The following is a 23,289-nucleotide window of genomic DNA, read 5'->3' on the forward strand; positions in this document are numbered from 1 at the left end:
GAGGGGTGATGAGATTGGTCAACAGTATAAAAAAGGTTATTAAATCACTTGGTCCAGGAATGATTATCACCGCTTCGTTTATTGGCCCTGGCACGGTTACCACTATGACACAAGGTGGCGCGGGATTTGGATATAGCTTATTATGGGCTGTCGCTTTTTCAATTATAGCAACTATCGTCTTACAAGAAATGATCATCCGTTTGTCACTAGTGACAAGAGAAGGATTAGGAGAAGCGATCCAAGAATTATTTGCTCATAAAGTTGGAAAGCTGATTATTGTTTGGTTTACATTAATCGCAGTAACCATTGGTTGTGCTGCTTACATAAGCGGCGATTTAATTGGCACATCACTTGGTGCTGCCTATCTATTAAATTTACCAGAGCATGTCGTAGCACCTGTCATAGGTATTATTATCTTACTTATTGGCTTATTTGGTAATTATAAATTTCTAGAAAAAGTCATGATTTTTCTGATGGTTATTATGGGGATCATCTTTATAACAACCATGGTTGTTATTAAACCTGATGTCATAGGTATCTTAAAAGGTATTTTTGTACCAACTATTCCTGATGGTTCTATTATTACTGTCATCGCATTAATTGGAACCACTGTAGTACCTTATAATTTCTTTATTCATTCAACGGCAGTACATGAACGTTTTAATGGTATCAGAGAACTTAAGTTTGCACGTTGGGATACAATCATTTCAATTACAGTAGGCGGTATTATTTCAGCTGCTATCTTGATTGCTGCTGCCACTTTAATACAAGGCGATGACGTCAAAAGTGTTATTCAACTTTCTGGCCCACTCAAACCTGTGTTAGGAGACGCAGCACCATTTGCAATTAGCATTGGACTGTTCGCAGCAGGACTTTCATCAGCAATTGCCTCGCCTACTGGTGCAGCTGCTACAATTAGTAGTTTATTAGGTTGGAAAGGTGGAATGGAAAGCAAAAAATATAAAGCTGTTTTCACGGTGATTATACTCGTTGGTATAACTACCTCTGCACTTGGATTTGAGCCATTGGAAGTATTATTAATAGCACAAGCACTAAATGGTATTATATTACCTATTGTAGCTATACTTATCTTTATTATTATCAACAAGCAAAATTTCATGGGACGATTTGCGAATACGATTTGGCTCAATATCATCGGACTCATTGTAGTATTAATCGTCACTTTTCTAGGATTTTATAGTTTAATTGATGCAATCACGAGTTTTATTTCTTAAAAATAAAGAGACGTATAGTGTTCAGTTAAAATAACTGAACACTACGTCCTCTATTGATATCCATTACATTAAGCGTTTCTTACTAAATTTATTATATACCCATCTAATTAATAATGCTGCACTAATAAATAACCCAATATAACCAAATGTTTTAAATACAAAGTTCACGAGATCCACAAATCCAATGAAACTTAAGATAAAGGCTACAAATTAATGAAATCGTTAATAGCGTCACATAGCCCTTACTACTTGGCTGTGTAAACCTACTTAAAAATGGATACAGCATACCAATACAACTATTAAAGATAACACCTATCATCACTGCAGACATAAATATACCAATATAGGGGTGAATATCGTTTGCTAATAATAACGTTGGAATATCTACGCTATTAGCATTTTGAATATTTGTCATCAAACCGCAAGTCATGATTAATAGCAAGATACTAAATGAAAGGCCGCCATAAAATGCGCCTCTACGTGCTGTTTTATGACTGATTGAATCGCTCCCCACTATCGTTAAAAAGCTGAAGCTGTTTCCAATTATCAACCCGCCATATACAATAGCATCCCACCACCATAACGAACTAGACGTTTTAGGTGGTTTAATATATTGTTCTACGTCTGAAAACGGGATAGTTGGGTTAATGATATTATAGCCAGCGATAATCAATACCGCGATAACTAAAAAAGGTGTAACAATGCTGAGTATGGTCATAATCTTATTAAATTTAAGTTGTAACACAACGAACAATAAAATAACTATACCTAAAGAGCCGGTCCATACCGGGAGACCAAAGCCTTGATATAAAGCAGATCCTCCGCCTGCAACCATAACTACGGTTAATCCAAATAAAAAGAAAATCGTTAAATAATCAATGATTTTCCCCACATATTTACCAAAAATACTATTTAATGAAATTTCATATGTATTCGCATCTAATCGATAACCAATCTTTGAAATTTGTCTAGTTGCAAACGTCACGATAATCCCTGTGAAAATCACAGCAATGTACGCATAGTTACCATGATTAACGAAAAATTGTAATAGTTCTTGGCCTGTAGTAAACCCAGCGCCTACTATAAAACTAAGATAAGCTAGCGCAGTCTTAACTGCAGCTTTATTATCTTTACTCATTTATCATACATCCCCTTTAAATTTGATTAATTTATACTACTTATTAATTTTTCAATGTAAGCTTAACCATTATTAAAAATAATTAATCACTACCTACGAGGACAAACGTTAAAAGATAGTGCCATATCAAAATTTAAAATAAATAAGGGCAAGACAGAAACCCTTTTTTTACAAAGGTTTCATTGTCCCGCCCCGGCAAGCATGATGAGGGTTAAAAAAATGAAGTCAGTACGTTTCCAATCCAATTATATACTGTTAACATCATATAAAAGGCTATGCGTTTTATTTATTTCAGCCTCTTAAACAATAATTACGTGTTTTTAAATAGCGCCTGTCTCTTCTAGATTTTTTTCTTTTGTTTCTGGCGCCATACTCAATGATAGTATAAAACCAATAAATAATAGTGCTGAAGAAATATACATGGTTAGACTTAGCCCATAATTTGCTAAAATCATAGGGAAGAAAAATGTACTTAAAGTAGAAGCTAATCGGCTTACTGTAGTAGTAACCCCCCGCCGGTGCTTCGTACATGCGTTGGGAATAATTCATATGGATCAATCCATTGATGGCTCCCCACTGCTGTATTGAAAATGCCATATATAATAAATAGTACAAGTATAATTAAAAATGAAGTATTTCCTTCCGATACTATACCTAATGATAACAAAGCTAGCGCAGTAATCAAGAAGGGTTATATTAAAGTTGGTCTTCGGCCATATTTCTCCACTAAGTAAAGTGCAGGGAAAACGCCTATCAAATAAAACATATTGATAACTGCAGATCCTAAGTATTTTAGCGATCCTTCATGAAATCCAAATTGTGATAATATTTCCGGTATATAAGTTCCAATAGCAAATCTAGTCATAACTTGTAATGACCAAAATATAGAAACAAAAACTAAGCTACTTATCTCTGATAACGTCTAGAAAATAAGTAGCTTAAAATATTGCATTTTTATTCAATTATCATTTTAAAAGTTCAGAGTACTGCAGGTTAATGATACGCGCTTTACTTCAGTTCATTTAAAAGGTCTCAACGTCTGTAAATTGTGATAAGTAAAGTTGCTTATAGGGACCTTCATGTTGCATGAGTGCCTCATGGCTGCCTTCTTCTAATATCTGACCGTCTTTAATAAAGATAATACGGTCAACATCTTTAATCGTTGATAAACGATGAGCAATAATTAAAGATGTTCTATGTTCAGAAAGTTTTTTAAATGCTTTTTGTATCTTGTTTTCTGTTTCAATATCAAGCGCACTCGTCGCTTCATCTAAAATAATAATAGAGGGGTCTTTTAAAAACATTCTCGCAATCGATATACGTTGCTTTTGTCCGCCTGATAATTTTGTACCTCTTTCTCCTACGAGCGTATCAAGCCCAAATGGCAATTCATTGATAAAGTTTTCCAGTTGGGCGTGTCGGATTGCTTCCCATATTTGTGCTTCATCAGCCTCTAAATGTCCGTATACAATATTGTCTCTTAATGTGCCAGAAAATAAGAATACATCTTGCTGAACCACACCTATTTCTGAACGCAGAGATGCGAATCGAATAGATTGAATGCTTTGACCGTCAAATAAAATATCTCCTTCATCTACTTCGTAAAATCGAGGTAATAATGAACTAATCGTTGTCTTACCGCTGCCACTTGGTCCTACTAACGCAATTTTTTCACCTTGATAAATTGTTAAATTCATTTTATTTAGAATAGGTGTTTCTCCATAGCCAAATGATACATCCTTATATTGAATTGTTTTAGGTTTAGAAGGCATCTTGATAGCCTGCGGGTCGTCTTGTATTTCTGGGTCTATCGCCAAGATTTCTCTGAAATTATTGAACCCTGCAATGGCTTTTGGAAATAGCTCAATAATCATATTAATTTGTTCTAAAGGTTTAAATAAAACATTCGTAATCATAATAAATGCAACGATGCCCCCATAGCTCAAGTCACCATGCAATACGAAGTAACTGCCAACGATTAATACAATAACCAGTGTTAATTTTTGAGCAATGTGGCTAATCGTAACGTTCCATGACATATAATTATAAGCTTTTAATTTTGTGGCTCTAAAGTCATCATTAATACGATTAAATTTTTGTTGTTCGTGGCGCTCATTAGTGAATGCTTGAACTAATCTAATACCACCAACATTATCCGCTATTAATTCATTAAAACGGGATACATTCGCAAATAGTCCTTTAAATGCACGAGACATTTTTTGATTGAAATATATCGCTAATATAAAAACAATTGGTACTACACAGAATGTAATCAATGCTAATTTCACATCAATTGTCAACATAATGATAAATGCACCAATCAATGTCATAATAGATAAAAAGATATCCTCGGGGCCATGATGCGCCGCTTCTCCAATATCCATTAAATCATTGGTTAAGCGACCAATTAATTTTCCAGATTTTTGGTTATCAAAATACTTAAAGTTTAGTTTTTGAATATGACTATATAAATCGTTACGCATATCACGTTCTATATTTGTACCTAACTTATGTCCCCAATAGGTTACAACAAACTTAAGTACTGATGCAATAGCAAAAACACCTAATAAAACCAACCCAAAAATCACAATGAGATTCCAATGATTTGTAGGTAACAAACGGTCTATATAAATACTTGTAATAAGTGGAAAAATTAATTCCAATAAACCTACTACAATAGCAGAACCAAAATCTATAAAAAACAACCCTTTATACGGCTTATAGTAATTCAAAAAAGCTTTCACAACATCCCACCTACTTTTAAATTTATAAATATTCATATGAAATATATTATGGATTAAATGATAATTATTATCAATGAAATTTATTAAAATTTTATAAATGTGTAAAATCAAATATTCATACATTTAAAAAAACATTATATACGTTATACCAACCAAAAATAAAATAAGAGTGGCACAGACACCAAATATTCTAATTTGGTGACCAATACCACTCATATAAAAACATACCTTTATTATAAATAAACGACAATACTTTTACTTAAGAATGCACAATCATAGATTAACACGACTTTTATACACCAGAATAGGATGAAAATCCGCCGTCTACAGGTACTACAATACCAGTTACAAAACCACTCATATCATGATCCATTAACCAGTATAATGTGCCTAAGATGTCTTCAGGAACACCAAATCGATCCATTGGTGTTTGTGAAAGAATTTTTTGAGCACGTTCTGAATATGAACCATCTTCATTTCTGAGCAATGCTTTATTTTGATTTGTTTCGAAAAATCCTGGCGCAATCGCATTGACGCGTATTTGTCCCGCGAAATATGTGCTTAACCACTGTGTGAAGTTACTTACAGAAGCTTTTGCACCACTATACGCTGGAATTTTCGTCAACGGTGTAAATGCATTCATAGAAGAAATATTGATAATCGTGCCTTTTTCTGATGCCACTACATCTTTACCAAATACTTGTGATGGTAAAAATGTACCTGTATAGTTCAATTTAAAGACTTTGTCTATACCATCTTCTGTAAGGTCAAAGAATGTTTTATCACCTGCTTGATCATACATTTCATCATTTGTGGTCGCATCAGGATGATTTCCGCCTGCACCATTAATCAAAATAGTAATCGCACCAAATTGATCATTGTATGTTTGTTTTGCTTTCTCTAAAGCTTCTTTGTCTAACACGTCTGCTACTAAAGCGACCGTTTGTTGTCTATTTTGATCAATTTCGTCTTGTAATTGTACAATCTTATCTTCAGAGCGGCCTAATATACCTACATTCGCACCTTTTTCTACAAGTGCTTTTACAAATGTAGCGCCGATGACTCCCGTTGCCCCTGTAATAACAACATTCACATCTTTAAATTGTGTTGCCATTATTTTCTCACTCCTTCAATTAATCCATTTATATATGTGGCACCTAGTGCTCTATCGAATAATCCATAACCAGCCTTACCTGTTTCTCCCCAAATCATGCGTCCGTGATCTGGTCTGATTGTGCCTTTAAAATCAATATCTCTTAATGCTTCTGCTATCGCTTTCATATCTATAGAACCATTTTTGGATAAATGACCTGTTTCAACGAAAGAATATTCATCTAAACGTTTAACATTACGCATGTGTACAAAATGAATATGGTCGCCAAATGTTCGAATCATACTCGGTAAATCATTTTCTGCTAATGAACCTAATGACCCAGTACAGAAACAAATGCCGTTATGCGTATCATTATTAATTGATAATAGGCGTTCATAACTTTCCTTATTCTTTATGATACGTGGGATACCGAATATAGCCCAAGGCGGATCGTCTGGATGAATCGCCAGATCAACGTCATGTTCTATCGCAGTTGGCAACACAGCATCTAAGAAATATTTCAAGTTATCCCATAACTGTTCATCTGATGTTTCACGATATGCTGAAATAAGATGATTCATCTCTTTACGTGAGTAACTTTCATCCCAACCTGGTAAATTTAAATTAGTTGTTAATGGGTCAATATCTTTAATTTGATCGTGGTTATAAATTAATGTATTTGAACCATCTGGCAACTCATAATCTAATTGTGAACGCGTCCAATCGAACACGGGCATAAAGTTGTAAGTCACTGTTTTAATACCATTTTCAGCAAGATTAATGAGCGAAGTCTTATAATTTTCAATTAATTCATCGCGCTTTTCTGTACCTAATTTGATTTCTTCACTTACAGGTAAACTTTCTACAACTTCAAATTTCAAACCTGCATCTTCAATCGATTGTTTTAATGCTGCAATTCTCTCTTTAGTCCAAACCTCTCCAACAGGAATGTCATAAATAGCTGAAACAATGTGTTTCATATCTGGAATTTGTCTAATATTATTTAATGTTACTGGGTCATCTTCTCCATACCAACGAAATGATAATTCCATCATTATACCTCCTCAACGCCTTCAATTTTAAATAAGTTTACTGCATTGTTATAACAAATATCTTTCAATATTTTAGTTATTGTGTCATCTGACAGTTGAATTTCACCTTTTTCAATCTTATCTCCTAAGAAATTGCATAAAATTCTTCTGAAATACTCATGTCGTGTATATGAGATCATGCTGCGTGAATCAGTGAGCATACCAACAAATTTAGATAATAAACCAACGTTAGCGTAATCTACTAAATGTTGTTCCATACCTTCTTTAGTGTCGTTAAACCACCATGCTGCACCAAGTTGAACCTTATGAATGCTATTTGTAAAGTTACCTGCTGTTGCTTGAACCATTAAATGGTCATTTCCATTATTAGGATAAATAATCGTATCCGATAAAGCTTGGTTTTGTTCAAGATGATCAAGTAATGCATTTAATTTTTTGGCGCTTAGTTGTTCACCTACACTGTCAAAACCGCTATCTGGCCCCGTAATACCAAACATATTCGAATTATTATTTCTTGTTGGTCCAAGGTGGAATTGTACAACCCAACCTAACTCTTCATATACTTTACTAATTTCAGTTAAAATATAACCTGCTAATTCATATTGCTCTGTTTCAGATACTTGCTCGCCACGTTTTAATGCATCATATACCGCATTAGCATCTTTAGCAGATGCTGTAACTAATGGCGTCTTTTCAAAACTTTGATCAGAACTACGTGCACCTTGTCTATCAAAATAATGAACACGTGCTTTTAATGCGTCAATATAAGTACTTAAATCTTTAATATCACAATCTGTTGTTTCATCTAGTTGATTAATTTTTGTATTAATAGAATCTTGATTTAAGAAAACATAACTATCTGGTCTAAAAGTAGGTATAACTTTAAACGTCACCTTGTCGTCTTCATTTAGCAACTTATGATATTTCAAATCATCGCATGGATCATCTGTGGTACAAACGACTTTAACGTTACTTTGTTTAATTAAACTTTGCGGCGTGTGTGAAGGTTTTGCCAGTTTTTTATTAAGTGATTTGTACAATTTTTTGACGTTCACTTTATCCAAATCTGTGTCTTCGTCGAAATAACGTTTTAGCTCAAGTGCACACCAATGATACATTGGGTTCACAATAGCGTAAGGTAACATATGCATAAATGCTTTGAATTTATCAAAATCATCAACAGTACCTGTAATGAATGCCTCTTCAATGCCATAAGCTCTCATTAAACGCCATTTATAATGGTCGCCACCTAACCATAATTGTGTGATATTGTCGTAATTTTTATTTTCATAAATTTCTTTCGGATCTAGATGACAGTGAAAATCATAAATAGGTAAATCTTTAACTTTTTGGTATAACTTAACTGCTGTTTTATTATTTAATAAAAAATTGTCATTAATTAAAGTCATAACTTTGCCCCTTTTCTATAATCCTAATAATTTTGGAAGGAATAATGATAATTGTGGAATAAATGTGATAATAAGCATTAAAATAATTAGTGCTCCAAAATAAGGAACTAAATATTTAAATACTGATTCTACACGAACGCCACCTACGCTTGCCCCCACAAACAGTGCACTACCCACAGGTGGTGTGATATTACCAATACATAAATTGAAAGCAATAATAATACCAAAATGTATTGGGTCAAGTCCTAACACTTCTGAAATCGGTAAGAAGATTGGTGTAAATATAAGTACAGCTGGCGTGATGTCCATAAATGTACCAATCACTAATAAAATAACGTTGATTAATAATAGAAGTGCAATCGGATTGTCTGTCATTGAAATAATACCGTTAGATATTGCTTCTGGTAGTCCTGTATAACTCATAACAAGTGAAAACAATGCAGAAGCGGTTATTAAAAATAAAATCATACCGCTAATTTCTGCTGTTTCTTTGATAACATTTGAAAGTTGCTTTATTTTCAAACTCTTATAAATAAGCGACAACACTACAGAATATAAAACTGCTACTGCAGCGCCTTCCGTAGCTGTAAAGATACCAGATACAATACCTCCTATAACAACTACGATTAAAAATAAACTTGGCAACGCATCAAGTGTTAGGAATAATTTATCTTTCCAACTTATTTTTTCTGACACTTTATAGCCTTGTTTTTTTGCCATAAAATAAGCGACAATCATACAAGCAATACCCCATAAAATACCAGGGATATAACCTGCGATAAATAGTGCAGCAATAGATGTACCACCGCTGACTAATGAATATACAATCAATAGCGAACTCGGTGGAATCATTAAACCTGATGGTGCAGATGCAATATTTGCTGCTGCGGAATATTCTTTTTTATAGCCTTGCGTTTTTTCCATCGGGCCCATGATACGTCCCATCGCTGCGGCTGCAGCAACACTTGAACCAGAAATAGAACCAAACAGCATATTCCCCACAATATTGGTATGCGCTAATGAACCCGGTAATCGCCCTACTAAAACTTTAGCAAAATTCACTAATCTAAATGCGATGCCTCCGTTATTCATAATGATGCCTGCTAATACAAATAGGGGTATGGCTAACATTGTAAAATCATCAATCCCTGTCACCATCCGCTGTGCGGCAGTCACAATTGTGACATCAAATGGCAGTATTAATAATAAAGTGATAATTGAACTTAAAATAATCGAAAGTGCAATAGGCAGCCCCATAATCAGAAAGACGAAGAACGTGATGAACAAAACTAACCCTGCAGTTGTCGTCATAAACCATCACCGCCTTCAACCTCATTACCTTCTTGAACTAATTCCTCTTTGTTCAATAAATTGTAAAATGCATAGAAAATGATAAATATACCCGACACTGGTAACGCACCATACATCAATGCCATCGATAAACCTGTAGATGGCGCGATCTGAGACCAAGTTAATTTCACAACTTCAAATCCGCCCCAGATCATAAGTATAATCGCGACGATAATTAAGATAACGTCTGACATTTTCTCTAAAATAACTTGTGCTTTCTCAGGTAATTTCTCTCTCATAAACACGATAGCAATATGTTGTTTAATTCCAAATACATAACTTGCACTCAATAAGCCAAACCAAATTAACAAGAATCTAACAATCTCTTCACTCGTTGTACTGGGTGTGTTAAATATAAATCGCGTTGCCACTTGATAAATGGATAAAATCACCATTACAAAAAGCGAGATACCTGCCAACGTCAACAGCAATCTATCAATGATTTGCTTTGCTTTCTTCATAGCGTTGTTCCTCCTTCTCGATTAATTTATAATCCTCTTTTGTGTCTGGATTATTTTTAAATTCATCTTGAAGTGGTTTAGAAGTCGCTTTAAATGATGTTTTATCTACATCATGAAATTGCACTCCCATTTTTTCTTTAGCTGTTTTCTTGGCGTTTTTTACTTCCTTATCCCAAATCACTTCATGCTTTTTAGTAGAATAATCAGCAGCCTCTTCTAACCATTTTTGTTGTTGTTTTGTCAAACTGTCGTAGGTTTCTTTATTCATGATTAAAATATCCGGTACGGTTGCATGTTCTGTATAATAATAATTTTTAGCAACTTCACCATGGTTATTAGTCGTTAAGGCTGTTTCATTATTCTCTGCTGCATCAATCACGCCTGACTGCATGGCTGTATAAACTTCGCCAAAATCCATTGGCGTAGGCGTGCCACCTAATGACTTGATTAAATCAACACTTGTTTTCCCTGGTTGAACTCGTACCTTCAACCCTTTCAAGTCTGTGTTGTCTTTAATTTTTTTATCTTTGGTATAAATATTACGCATACCTGCATCATAATAAGTGATACCTAAAAAACCTTGATCATCTGTGGATTTAAAAAACGCATCTTGTACGTTCTTCTGCTTCATCACATGGCGATAATTATCTTCAGATTCAAATAAATATGGCATATTAAATAGTGAGTATGTCGGTGAAAAGCTTTCGAGTGCGCCTGCTGATACTTTTGTCATTTGTATAGCATTGGTTTGGGTCATTTCAATCGCTTCACGTTCGCTGCCGAGTTGGCCGTTGGGGTAAATATTCACTTTAATTTGACCATGTGACTTTTTTTCTAATCTCTCTTTAAATATCTTTAATGATTTATGCACAGGATGCTCAGTTGGTTGATTATGTGCTAACATAATTTCTTTTTGCTTATCTTTAGCTTTAACATCCCCATTTGTTAATATCATGGATGCCATCCCAATCATAAAGAATGCGCTTACAAGTAGAAATAAAATTTTTTTCATAAAGATAATGCCCCTTGTATTGCAATTTTTATCGTTTTAACGCTCCAAAATGTGTTGATAAATTAAACACATCACTTTCTTGTACGTTGAGTGCATCTTCATTTGTCGTATGCTGTAGGACTGAACATTTCGTTGCAAAGTCAACCGTTTCTCCTAGTTGCCACCCTTTATTCAATCCATGTAAAACACCCGCCATAAATGCGTCTCCTGCGCCAATACGGTTTAATACAGTATATGCATATGCTTGACTTTCGATATAATCGTCCTTTGTAAGAATAATACCTTGTAAGGTACTTTGTTCAATATTTCTATTACTTGAAGCCATCAACGCAATATCATATTGCGTTTGAATCGTCTTTGCACAAGTTTTCATATCGTCATCTAAAGCATTGGTTTCAAGCAAATGTGTAGCATCCTTTTTCCCAAAAAATAGTACATCAACTAAAGGTAAAATTGACTTAATAACTGGAACTGCTTCTTCTTTATCCCACAAATTGCTTCTAAAATTAATATCAAATACGATTTTAACGCCCTTTTCTTTCAAATGTGCTAATACATCAACAATCTGACGACGTATCGCTTTATTTACAGCTAATGTAATACCTGTAAATACAAAATAGTCACCATTTTGAGCGTTAATATCATTCATGATACTGGCACCATGTTCAGCGAATGTTGAATGTTCCCTATCGTAAATGACTTTACCACTGCGAAAACCAAAACTTTCTTCCATATAATAAGTGCCTACCCGGCCGTTATTATATTTGATAAATGATGTTCCCACACGTGTTTGAAACATTTTTTGCAAAGCTAAGTGACCAAGTGCATGATTAGGTAATACTGTTAATATTTCAGTAGGATGACCAAATTGTGCTAACGTTACAAGTGCGTTTAATTCTGCGCCACCCACGTTTACTTTAAACGTGCCTGCGTCTTTCAACTGTTCGTAATCAGGTGGCGTATAACGTAACAACACTTCACCAAACCCATAAACTGTCATTGTTATACCTCGCTTTTTATTTCTGAAATATAGCTTTCTAGAGCTTCTTTACCTTCTTGTTGATAAATTTTTGTGATTTCACTACCTATGCCCACTGCAAAACTTCCAGCATCTAACCATTCTTTGTGATTCGCTTTTCCTACGCCACCCGTCGGTACAATTTCAATTTGTGGTAACGGCCCTTTAAAATCTTTAATAGACTTAGGCGTAAATTGAGTAGCAGGGAATAATTTAAGCACTTTGCATCCATATCTTAATGATTCGACCATTTCTTTGACTGTCATACATCCAGGAATATATGGTACATCATACAAATTGGCAATTTTAGCTGTTTCTTTATCAAAACTAGGGCTTACAATAAATTTTGCCCCGTTTAAAATAGCAGTCCGCGCAGAAACACTATCTAATACTGTACCAGCGCCTATCAATGCGTCTTCTCTTTTTGATAATTTAGCTATTATGTCCATAGCATTAGGCGTCGTTAATGTTACTTCGATAATATGAAGCCCCTTATCTATAATTGTATGCGCAATATCCAAAAACGATGCTGCATCATCCGTGCGCATCACGGCAATATGCTGACCTTGTTGAATTTCTTTCATTGTGTTAATTGAATCCATCTCTTCAACCCCTCATAATTATATGATTTACAATACTATTTCAAAATAACAACGTTGTTATTATCATACAAAAAAATATTGTAATGCTTATCTCTATGGTATAATTAATTCGAATTTAAATCAATCAATTTCAAGGAGAAATTTTATGGCTGTAACTTTAAAAGACGTTGCTGAAGCCTGTGGAGTCAGTTATTCCACAGTTAGTAAAGCACTTAAAAATTCTCATCTCGTTAAACCCAAAACAAAAAGCATGATTCAGCAAAAAGCACTCGAAATGAATTATATCCCTAATCATTCAGCAAGAGCACTCGTATCTAAGAAAAGTGGCACAATTGGATTAATATGGCCTTCTGTTGATCGTGTAGCAGTTACTCATCTGATTTCAGAAATAAACCATGCGATTAAAGATTTAGGTTATGTCATGTTTGTTTCAATAGATGACGTTGCTGCAGCCTCAAAGAAATTTGTGGAATTCGGTTGTGATGGTATCGTCATTTTTGATGAGGGAGATGCTACAAATTTATCTCCAGAAATTTATAATAATGTGCCTGTGGTAGCTTATGGTGTTAATCGCGATATTCCTTATCCAATGATTAATGTAAATCATTCAGAAGCGATGATTATGGCAATTAAAGCACTCGTAAATCAAGGCGTAAATTCCATTGACTATATTGGTGATATACATACAAGCGATACACGTCAAATTGCTAAAAAAGAAACTATTACACAGTACTGTAAAAAACACCACATCGATTATCGTATCATTGATTCTACAAGCTTGAACGCTATCGAAACTGAATCTTCCGTTAAACATTTTTTACAGTATAACGATCTTGCTCAAGGTGTAATTTGTGGTAGTTATGACATCACAGTCGGAACCATTAATGCACTTGGTCCAAACGACCACCCTATTTTGTATTCTTATGATAATATTCCACAAATTAAAAAATTAGATTATCCTGTCAATGCTATTGGGGTCCCAACGACAGAAATTGCACAGAGTATTGTAGATACTTTAGATAAAATAATCAAAAACGAAGAGACTCAATCAACTTACCATCTTCATCCCAAAATTCAAAAAAACATATAGACATAAATATGCCCAAACCTTAGTATTGCGGTTTGGGCATGTTTATGTGTTTGATTGATGTTTGACAAGAGGGCTACTTTTTATCATTAACCTACTTGATATAGAAGATAAGCTTAATGTATAAATATAGATACTCAATATATTATAATAAGAATAGGGAGTTCTTATTTAAGTGAATGAATGGGGAGAATTATGTTATTCTAGATAAATTTATTATGAGTTCTGAATTATGAAACGCAATTATGCTCGCTACTTTGGCGTTAGGGATTATCATTAACATATTAACTTTTTCTCTTCTATCAATTAATAATAACCAGTACGCATAACCCTCTATACATCTATTATATTACGCATATCGTCATGATTAAAATACATAGTTGGAATATATCGTATTCTACCACGGAATACATTTTAACTATAATGCGTTCAAGTTTTATTAACGCATTTTATTTTGTTTCTTTTAAAAAATTGATCCATTCATGCGTTACATAATTCATATAACTATCTTTTTTCCAAATAATACCTAAATTCCATGACACATCAGCGCCCTTAATGTCTAAGCCTACAACATCATCATTCAAAATATTTACAATACTTTCTGGTAATATACTGACACCGATACCATCACGAATCATATTTTCAATAAATGTAATTTGTGACATTTTCGCTACTGTTTTAGGATGAAATCCAACTTTTCTGCAGCTTTCAATAATTTGATCCTTTAAATAGTAGTCATCATGAAACATAATAAAACGTTCATTTTTTAAATCACCTAAGTAGACCGATGATTGTTTTGCAATTTCAGACTGCTTATCTACTACTAATAATAATTTTTCATTGTATAAAGGGACAGCGTGATAAACATCATCATCTACGGGTAACGTTGTGATACCTACGTCAATCTCATCATTATTTAAATATAATTCAACTGCTTTACCGCCCCCTTCAATGACTTCATAAGTCACATTGGGGTATTTATTATGAAATTGATTCAAGCTTTCTGTAAAAAGCCTTACATTCATAATCGCTGATATCCCAACTCTAATATGACCTCTTTCTAAATTTGTTACATCTCCCATTTCTAAAGATAAATCATCTAAGACGGCTAATGCTTCTACACATTTATCATAAAATATTTGGCCGATATCCGTTAAAATAATGTGTTTTTTTCTTCTATCAAACAAGGTAATGTTGAATTCATTTTCAATACTTTTAATATTTTTACTGATTGTAGATTGCGCAATATATAAATGTTCAGATGCTTGGGTCATCCCACCATTTTTCACAACTTCTACAAAATATTTCATTTGCTTAATTTCCATTTTTAACCCCTCTGAATCGCTCTATAATCGTTTGCATACGTAATTATTTCAAAGCTTCCATTGCTGTTTTTGTTGCCATTTGAATCACTTTATCATTAGGTTTTGCATCTTTGCCATCTTTTTTCGTATAAATAGCAAGCACAATCGGCTCTTTTTGGTTTTTAGGATATATAAAAGCCAAATCATTGCGCGTACCATAAGTTAAACCTTGACCACTTTTGTCACCTACTACGGCTTGTTTAGATACACCAGCCTTAATTAAAGTATCGCCCGTTTCATTATGAATCATCACATTTTTTAATAAATTACGATTAGCTTTACTCATATCTTCATTCGTTAAAATGTGTTTTAATGTCATTGCCGCAGCTTTAGGCGTTGTAGTATCTGCAGTACTTGTTGGATCATATAAATTTAATTCGGGTTCTAATCTTTGCGGATTTGATATATTATCTTCGAGTTGTTTTAATTCTTCATGAAAACCCTTGATGCCACCAATTTCATTAATAATTTTATTATTAGCTGTATTATCACTTTGTAGCATAGATGCTTGGATTAATGCTTTTAAAGTCATCTGACTACCTACATATTTTTCAGTTACAGGTGAGTTTGCTACAATATCATCTTTCTTTATATCTATTTTTTTATTTAGTGTTGAGGTAGCAGTGTTTTGTAATAATATCCCGCTGGCGATTGCTTTATATGTAGATGCAAATGCAAATCGTTCATCTGAGCGATGTTGTATGTGTTTGCCATTAGCTGTATTTACACCATAGACCCCTACGATTGTATCATTGTCTTGTTCAATTTGCTCAAATGTCTTTGCTGAAGCAGTATTCCCCGTTAAAATGAGCAACATGAACCCAACCAATATACTTAAACATAATTTCCTCATTTTTTATTCTCCCCTTTTCCTATATATGATTGCTATGTCTTTACTTAAGTTTAACTATAATCATAAATATTATAAAATACAATTATCTTATAAAAGGAACTCATAAAACGTACAAATGGAGATAGATTAGTAATCTACCACGTCTATTTAATTTTTCTATTAAAGTCATTATAAGCGCCTTTTAATAAAATCTGCCTAAAATTCAAAGCACTTCATGCACATGTGTTTTTCAATCCATCGTCCTTATCATATTTAAAGCTGGGACATGTATACATGCCCCAGCCCCATATTGCTAACTGTATTGAGTCGTCTGAGTTCGATTGACTCATAAAACGTCTTGTTGATAACAATAATTAGACACTATTATCAAAACACGTCACGTTTTATACATACCAGTTACAGTTATTGACCAATTGTCATTTCCATTAAGTTATCGTTTTGATCAAAGAAAGCAGTATAAGAGCCATTATTAGTATCATAAGTTACAAATGTGCCATCGTCGTTACCTAATTTACCTTCTTCAGTTATTTCGTTAGATGTATGTGCTTTTTTAAAAGTATCTTTAGAAACTGAGTCAGGTTTAGTGAAGAAAGTGATTTGTACTACTTCATTTGCGCTATTAAATTCTACTGTCGTATCATAAACTTTCTTGTTATGATCAAACTCTTCTTTGGCTCCTGTATCAACTTTATAACCATTGATTGAGACGTTATCATATTTCAAAGCACGTACAAAGTTATAATCTTGAGTGAATGAAGGATCATATGTGGTATAACCTTCATAATTGTACCATGGTGTTTCGGCTTTTAAATTAACGTCACTTTCACTGCTGGCACCACTTGCGCCACCTTCACCGTGACCCCATTTTTGAACCTGTTCTGCTGCTTGCACGTTCGGACTACTCGTGGCAACATATGCTGCTGAAGAACCTAAGACAAGTGTGGATACAACGACTGTTGACGAAAGTATCTTTACTACTTTATACATAATCAATTCCTCCTTATTCGTAGTCTCTCAAATGCAAAGTGTAATTATTCACCTTAATCATACACCTATCATTTATATTTGCAAGCAAAAAATACCCTCTTTTTCTTATATACTTAAACAATCCTTTAGAAAGCGCTTTATTGTAATGGGGATTGTTTTGTTTTAGAATTAAATTTATGATTAAAAATATTTCAATTAGTGGAATTCATTGTAGGCATTTGTGGTTTAATTATGGTGTTGATATTAAATATGTTACTAGGCCTATTTTAACTACAGCATTTCAATCAATTCCTATATAGTTAAGGCGAAATTTTACTGAAATGCTACTTAATCTGGTAAAGTTACATAAATAAGTATTTTAGAAAGGATGATTTATAATGCGTTATATTTTACAAGTTGATTTTCCTATTGATGGCCCTTTTGGAGAAGAGATGGCAACCCAATTCTCTGATTTAGCCAAGTCTATTAACGAAGAACCAGGATTTTTATGGAAAATATGGACTGAAAATGAGGCAACCAAAGAAGCTGGCGGCATATATGCATTTGATAGTTACGAAAATGCAGAAAACTACTTAAACATGCATAGTGAACGTCTTAAATCTATGGGTGTGCCAAACGTAAATGCAAAAATTCTAGCTACCAATGATGTGCTCACTCAAATAACGCATGGCCGCTTAGATTAAATCAATGAATCTATATAATCAAATAAGCCTTTCATATCAATCAATATTTTGATATGGAAGGCTTATTATATTTATATCTTGACTATCCAATTTTGATAATTAAAATATTTTCCAACGGTATTTCTAATATAGTTGCGCCATTTCTTTTAAGAAATCTTGATACGTAATTTTATTTTGAGATAGACGCGCAACAAGCATATATATCTTCTCATTTTGAGTAAATTCATTTTTGTACAAATATGATTCTTTTTCTGCCTCATTTGCTAAAGGGTGTTGGATGTTTCCCCTTTTTGAAAAAGCTTCGTAATAACGCAAACCAAACAAGCGTTGAGAATAACCATCAATATGAATGCCATCTGGATTTGCTGTTAACCCTTCCGCTGTGACATAAAAACATTGTGCATTTTTATTGGCTACACTTTTAATGATTTCGTTAATTTCTTGATATTCTGTTGCACTCGCACCAAACCCATCTTGTCCTAAAAATTCTCCTAATAAGCCCATCACAAAAGTAAGTTGCGGTTTATGAAGCGCTTCTCTAAAATACGTAATTAAATGCATTAATTTCGATTCATATGTTTGAAATTGCTTATTTTGGCTATCACTTTCCCCTTGATGCCATAACACACCCATCAGGTCAGATGTTTCCATTGCGAAGCGGGCTTCACTTAACGCATGACGTGTCAATGCGCCATTATCTGCCCAATCATCAATAGAAGTACCTCCATCTGCACATGGGATTAAACCAATAGTTTCATTGGGATGATTATCTAACCACATCTTTGCAAAAGATGCAGCCGGCCCTATACCAGCAACAGAACGGTCGCTATGTATTGGTTCTTCCATCATCTGCCATCTACCATTTCTTAATACAAAAATACGCTCATCTATAATAGGCTTCACACTATTTAAAAAACCACGACCTGCCATATTTGATTGTCCAATAAGTAAAATTGATTTCATAACTCATTTCCTTTCAAATTCCAACTTTTTATTATTTTAACATTTAATAACAAATACTGTTATTCTATACACATGCATTAAAAATTTAAAACTATTACCGCATTGCTTATTCTATAGTTAAACTTACTCTCTTTAGTTTTTTATTTTCTTTATTTATTTTCAAAATTTATACGGTACGATACTTTATATAAATAAATTATAAAAATGGAAATATATAAACTTTACTTTTTACTCTAATTATCATATCATGGAATGGATTTTTGAGAGGAGTTTGTTATTTTGGAGAGGAAGATAGAGCTCACATATGCTAGGGCGATTTTTTGTATTACTATAGTTATCGTTCATTGTTTAACTGGTTTAGTCAATGATCCTCATATTACATCATTTGAAAAAATAAGTTTTAGTTTTGTGCAAGTTATTTTACTATTCGCAACACCATGCTTTATTATTTTGTCGGAAATTTTGTTAGGTATGCGATATTCAAATAGCATCCCTAAAAACTTTTTACTAAAACGAATGAAGTTTATTTTAATTCCATATGTTTTATTCGGTTTATTCGTTACGTTTAAATTATTTTTAGGTGACGGCTCAAATAAATCATTTTTAGACATTTTTATAAGCATTGTTATAAAAGGTAATTTTTTTGGGTGGTTTGTAATTGTTATTTTCCAGTTTTATATATTACATCGCTTATTCTATAAATTATTAAGCAAAGCCAATCCAGCCTTTGTACTTATTACAACTTTTATAATTAGTTTTGCACATTCTTATTTAATGTATTATAGTACGTCGTATCTTGAGTTTTGGGGTTTTTACCCTTTGTTTAACAGAACTATTATTTTATATTGGTTATTTTATTTTGTAGTTGGGTTCTATTTCGGAAAATATTACGACACCGTAATTCAATTTTTAAAACGTCATTTAATTTGGCTTATTTTAATCTGGATTTTAGCTATTTTATATATGGCATTTAATTTCTTTTATTTAGGTGTATATTTAAATGAATCCAATCGGTTTGACTTAGTCTTATTTTCTGCAGTTAGTTTTGTGTTTATCGTATATTTTTCAAAACTATTGGCTAAATTTAATTTAGTGTTTATCTTTTTGATTAGTGAAATTTCCTTTTTCATTTACTTATCACATCAAATTATTGTAGATGCTATTTCTAGGTCACTGGCATCATTTGTCACATTGCCAATACCATTTTTAATAATTAATACTATTTTCACACTTGGTTTTTGTATTGGTTTAGCTGTTATTTTATCATTTATACCTTATGTGAGAATGATTGTAGGGAGAAACACATTACATCCTATGGTTATTAATAATTATAAACATCATAGTTAGTCATATTAAAAATGCTGAGACATTCAAAATGTCTCAGCATCTTCTATAATATTAATCATAGATGATTAGAATGAAAATAGCCTTAATATCAATCATTTAAAATGTTGTTTTTTTAAAGAGCCATTTTTCATTGATGAAGGAGTATATCATTCTTATACAAGAATAAGCATCTTAGTTCTTGTAATCATGTCGCATTTGTAGTTCTTATACATGAACCTTAGCTTATGTAGTCCACTTAAACTCCGTCATTTTCACATAAATTTCTAATTCTTGTACGCTTTTTACTTAGCCATCTTGCCTTCTTGTTTACGTAACAAAATCACTAAAAAAAATGTGATCCTTGTCTTGGTTTCTTATTTCAATTTAATCATCTAATAAATGATAAAATTGTTCAACCGCTTCTTTATTATATAATTCTGGATCAAACTTAGCATAATCAGGCGTTTCACCACTGATAAACTGTTGTATGCTTGCTTGTAGTGATTCAGAATCATTGAAACTAAGCATGCCGTATTTACCATAATCAAGTACATATTGATTAGCTGGTATATCTGAAGCAAGGATATCAATGCCTACTGTCAGGGCCTCTAATAGGACCATTGATTGGCCTTCATAATAAGATGGTAAGACAAATAATTCACAATCTTTCATAATATTAAATGGATTTCTTTTTTGCCCCATTAAAAATACGTGTTCTGACAAATTCAATGACTCTATTAACTTGTTAAGCTGATGTTTAAGCGGGCCATCGCCTAAAATATACAGTCTAGCATTCGGATTGGCTTCTACGATACCACTAAATGCTTTAATTAAATTATCAAATCCTTTTTCAGGTGATAATCTGCCCATCGTCATTACTTTATAATCATTTTTATGGAAAGGCACACTAGTAATTTGCTTATCTTGTTCCCTAACGATGACACGTTCTCCGTTTTTCATAAAGATATCATTGTCTTCATTAATCGAATTATAAATTCTATCTAAATTAATCGTATTCATTGAAGCATTAAATTTATTAATTGTTTTTCTAGTTGCTATTTTTTTAATATTTTCTTGTTTCGTAACTTCAGAAACACTTACAAGCTTATCATAATAAGGATATAAGGACATAACGCCTTTTAAATTAGTGTAATGCGGTCTCACGCCATTTACTTTACGTTCCATGTCCATTTTCATATCACTATGCAAGTATATTAACTTTCGTTTAGCGTTACTTGCTAATAATAATTCTGACCAGAACATGGCATAGCCACTAAAGTCAATGACTACATCAAACTCTGAATTACCAAATACTTTCCTAAACTCACGCTCATACAATTCATTAGGGTAGATTTTTTCTTCAATTTTAGATTTAATACCTCGATTACGTACTAAAAGGTTACGATAATATTCCATAGTAGTAGCTAGTAACGGACCTTTTCTTAAAATAACCCTAACATTTTCATTTAAACTCTTAAGGTTATCCACGACGTCCTTATTTCTATTGAAACCTAAGTAAATTGTAATATCATACCTATCATAATCCACGTTTTCTAATAAATTCATCATGGATGTCGTTATACCATTTGGTTTCATGCCACCAGGGTAAATTAATAATCGTTCTTTTCGATTTTGTTGTTTTTCTTTGTGCTGTTGGGTTGTATTAAATACTTTGTTAACTACACGCTCTGTAACATGACCATCATCATAATTAGCAAACTTTTGTTGATAAGCACGATAATTATCATTATATTGAGTCAATATATTTTGTTGGTGGTTCACTGTATCTACCAATGTTTCTATTGAATGTACGCTAGGCCCTGGCAAACTATCAACCGGTAGATAGAAGCCTCTGTTTTCCTCATAGTCTTCATAATCTGGCGTATAGAAAATAATCGGTTTATTAGTAACTAAATAATCAAAAAAGATGCTCGAATAATCTGTTACCAATAAATCAACAATACTTAATAGCTCATTTGTATCAAAGGTATCATTTACTAGATATTTTTTTAACTTCTTATTGCCTTCTGCTTTCCTATAAATGAATGGATGCACTTTTAACAGTACTTGATAGTCTGTTTTTTTATTTAATACTTCTATCATTTCTTCCATTTCTTCAATATTATCTTCTGGCGTGCTTACAGTATGACCGCGCCACGTAGGTGAGCATAATAATATAGGTGCATTCGTCATTTTAAGGCCTTGCTTTTTCAATTTTTGAATGACTGTTTCAGATTGTGCTTTTAGCGTTGCATCAATTCTAGGGTATCCTATTTCTAAAATTGCATCGTCATTTAACTCTTCTAATTTAAACGCTTTTTTAAAAATATCAGTAGTATGTTGATTAGGTGAAATAATGTAATCAGAACTCAAGAAATTCCTAATAGTATTTTGAGATTCTAATAAATTATCTTTGATATCCAATCCCATTGACTTTAACGGTGTGCCGTGCCAAGTATTCACATAAACTTGATTTGGTTTTTTCGTGAAATATGTAGGGAATGTTGCATTATTAATGAGATATTTACACTTAGCTAAATAATGTAAATAATCATCACTTTCTTTAACAATAAACTTTACGTTTTTATATTTATTAAACTTTTTTGAATATGCCTTTTGCATTTTTTGAGATGCAACGACCCAAATATGTATATATTTTTGATAGGCTTGGTGTTCCATTAAATATTTAAAAATAGCGTACGGACTATCTGTCATACTTTGTCCGTCTCTAACTTGATATAAAATATGATTTTCATCTACTTCGATTGTTTTATATAAATTGGCATAATGCATAATATTTTTGGTGTATTTGCTTCTTAATTGTAATTTTAATGGTTCTAAAACAAATTTTAATTTTCTTTTTCCTTGATTTAATACAAACTTTTTAGCTTTCCCTGCCATTATTCCACCTC

General features: G+C 32.9%; 21 protein-coding genes. 4 read left to right on the forward strand and 17 right to left on the reverse strand.

Annotated features, from left to right (window positions below; genetic code table 11):
- Nucleotides 1-8 precede the first annotated feature (8 nt).
- Nucleotides 9-1,235, forward strand: coding sequence for an Nramp family divalent metal transporter (locus tag BJG89_RS12340; RefSeq protein ID WP_096810886.1), 1,227 nt, complete (start codon nt 9-11; stop codon nt 1,233-1,235).
- A gap of 151 nt (nt 1,236-1,386) precedes the next feature.
- Here BJG89_RS12340 and BJG89_RS12345 read toward each other — a convergent pair whose 3' ends face one another.
- The 12 genes from BJG89_RS12345 to eda form a co-directional block, all read right to left on the reverse strand.
- Nucleotides 1,387-2,373 carry a YkvI family membrane protein gene (locus BJG89_RS12345; protein WP_232514184.1) on the reverse strand — a complete coding sequence of 329 codons (987 nt, stop codon included), beginning with the start codon at nt 2,371-2,373 and terminating at the stop codon, nt 1,387-1,389.
- A 320-nt stretch (nt 2,374-2,693) separates the two neighbouring features.
- On the reverse strand, nt 2,694-2,828 hold the full coding sequence (locus BJG89_RS15000; RefSeq protein ID WP_287236245.1) for a hypothetical protein: 135 nt from the start codon (nt 2,826-2,828) through the stop codon (nt 2,694-2,696).
- Nucleotides 2,829-3,064: 236 nt separating this feature from the next.
- On the reverse strand, nt 3,065-3,238 hold the full coding sequence (locus BJG89_RS15070) for a hypothetical protein (RefSeq protein ID WP_108909545.1): 174 nt from the start codon (nt 3,236-3,238) through the stop codon (nt 3,065-3,067).
- A 157-nt stretch (nt 3,239-3,395) separates the two neighbouring features.
- Entirely contained in the window at nt 3,396-5,153 is a 1,758-nt protein-coding gene (locus BJG89_RS12350; RefSeq protein WP_096811241.1) for an ABC transporter ATP-binding protein, read from the reverse strand.
- A gap of 256 nt (nt 5,154-5,409) precedes the next feature.
- Nucleotides 5,410-6,231: an SDR family oxidoreductase gene (locus BJG89_RS12355; RefSeq protein ID WP_096810887.1), complete on the reverse strand. Its 822-nt coding sequence runs from the start codon at nt 6,229-6,231 to the stop codon at nt 5,410-5,412.
- Nucleotides 6,231-7,262, reverse strand: coding sequence for a mannonate dehydratase (locus tag BJG89_RS12360; RefSeq protein WP_096810888.1), 1,032 nt, complete (start codon nt 7,260-7,262; stop codon nt 6,231-6,233). The genes BJG89_RS12355 and BJG89_RS12360 overlap by 1 nt, the downstream gene beginning before the upstream one ends.
- Before the next feature lie 2 nt (nt 7,263-7,264).
- The gene (uxaC, locus tag BJG89_RS12365; protein ID WP_096810889.1) at nt 7,265-8,671 is read right to left on the reverse strand and encodes a glucuronate isomerase; all 1,407 of its coding nucleotides are present in this window, start codon (nt 8,669-8,671) and stop codon (nt 7,265-7,267) included.
- A gap of 15 nt (nt 8,672-8,686) precedes the next feature.
- The gene (locus tag BJG89_RS12370; protein ID WP_096810890.1) at nt 8,687-9,982 is read right to left on the reverse strand and encodes a TRAP transporter large permease; all 1,296 of its coding nucleotides are present in this window, start codon (nt 9,980-9,982) and stop codon (nt 8,687-8,689) included.
- A complete protein-coding gene (locus BJG89_RS12375; RefSeq protein WP_096810891.1) occupies nt 9,979-10,482 on the reverse strand; it encodes a TRAP transporter small permease in 504 nt (167 codons plus the stop codon). The genes BJG89_RS12370 and BJG89_RS12375 overlap by 4 nt, the downstream gene beginning before the upstream one ends.
- Entirely contained in the window at nt 10,457-11,494 is a 1,038-nt protein-coding gene (locus BJG89_RS12380) for a TRAP transporter substrate-binding protein (protein WP_096810892.1), read from the reverse strand. Before BJG89_RS12380 ends, BJG89_RS12375 begins: the two co-directional genes overlap by 26 nt.
- Before the next feature lie 28 nt (nt 11,495-11,522).
- Nucleotides 11,523-12,494 (reverse strand): sugar kinase, encoded by a 972-nt coding sequence (locus BJG89_RS12385; RefSeq protein WP_096810893.1) that lies wholly within the window; start codon nt 12,492-12,494, stop codon nt 11,523-11,525.
- A gap of 2 nt (nt 12,495-12,496) precedes the next feature.
- Nucleotides 12,497-13,114: a bifunctional 4-hydroxy-2-oxoglutarate aldolase/2-dehydro-3-deoxy-phosphogluconate aldolase gene (gene eda / locus BJG89_RS12390; protein WP_096810894.1), complete on the reverse strand. Its 618-nt coding sequence runs from the start codon at nt 13,112-13,114 to the stop codon at nt 12,497-12,499.
- Between the two features lie 145 nt (nt 13,115-13,259).
- Here eda and BJG89_RS12395 point away from each other — a divergent pair, with 145 nt between their 5' ends.
- A complete protein-coding gene (locus BJG89_RS12395; RefSeq protein ID WP_096810895.1) occupies nt 13,260-14,204 on the forward strand; it encodes a LacI family DNA-binding transcriptional regulator in 945 nt (314 codons plus the stop codon).
- 446 nt (nt 14,205-14,650) lie between these two features.
- On the opposite strand, the gene cidR is transcribed toward BJG89_RS12395, so the two are convergent.
- From cidR to isaB, 3 genes are all read right to left on the reverse strand, one after another.
- The gene (cidR, locus tag BJG89_RS12400; protein WP_096810896.1) at nt 14,651-15,526 is read right to left on the reverse strand and encodes a cidABC operon transcriptional activator CidR; all 876 of its coding nucleotides are present in this window, start codon (nt 15,524-15,526) and stop codon (nt 14,651-14,653) included.
- 43 nt (nt 15,527-15,569) lie between these two features.
- On the reverse strand, nt 15,570-16,418 hold the full coding sequence (gene bla, locus BJG89_RS12405) for a class A beta-lactamase (RefSeq protein WP_096810897.1): 849 nt from the start codon (nt 16,416-16,418) through the stop codon (nt 15,570-15,572).
- A gap of 402 nt (nt 16,419-16,820) precedes the next feature.
- Nucleotides 16,821-17,405, reverse strand: coding sequence for an immunodominant staphylococcal antigen IsaB family protein (isaB, locus tag BJG89_RS12410; RefSeq protein WP_096810898.1), 585 nt, complete (start codon nt 17,403-17,405; stop codon nt 16,821-16,823).
- A gap of 377 nt (nt 17,406-17,782) precedes the next feature.
- Here isaB and BJG89_RS12415 point away from each other — a divergent pair, with 377 nt between their 5' ends.
- On the forward strand, nt 17,783-18,088 hold the full coding sequence (locus BJG89_RS12415) for a monooxygenase (RefSeq protein ID WP_096810899.1): 306 nt from the start codon (nt 17,783-17,785) through the stop codon (nt 18,086-18,088).
- Between the two features lie 123 nt (nt 18,089-18,211).
- On the opposite strand, the gene BJG89_RS12420 is transcribed toward BJG89_RS12415, so the two are convergent.
- On the reverse strand, nt 18,212-19,051 hold the full coding sequence (locus BJG89_RS12420; RefSeq protein WP_096810900.1) for a sialate O-acetylesterase: 840 nt from the start codon (nt 19,049-19,051) through the stop codon (nt 18,212-18,214).
- 279 nt (nt 19,052-19,330) lie between these two features.
- Here BJG89_RS12420 and BJG89_RS12425 point away from each other — a divergent pair, with 279 nt between their 5' ends.
- A complete protein-coding gene (locus BJG89_RS12425; RefSeq protein WP_096810901.1) occupies nt 19,331-20,398 on the forward strand; it encodes an acyltransferase family protein in 1,068 nt (355 codons plus the stop codon).
- Between the two features lie 363 nt (nt 20,399-20,761).
- Here the strand turns inward: BJG89_RS12425 and BJG89_RS12430 are convergent, their stop codons facing one another.
- Nucleotides 20,762-23,278, reverse strand: coding sequence for a glycosyltransferase (locus BJG89_RS12430; protein WP_096810902.1), 2,517 nt, complete (start codon nt 23,276-23,278; stop codon nt 20,762-20,764).
- Nucleotides 23,279-23,289: the final 11 nt, after the last annotated feature.

Origin of the sequence: Staphylococcus nepalensis, from assembly GCF_002442935.1 — a bacterium.
Classification (GTDB): Bacteria; Bacillota; Bacilli; order Staphylococcales; family Staphylococcaceae; genus Staphylococcus; species Staphylococcus nepalensis.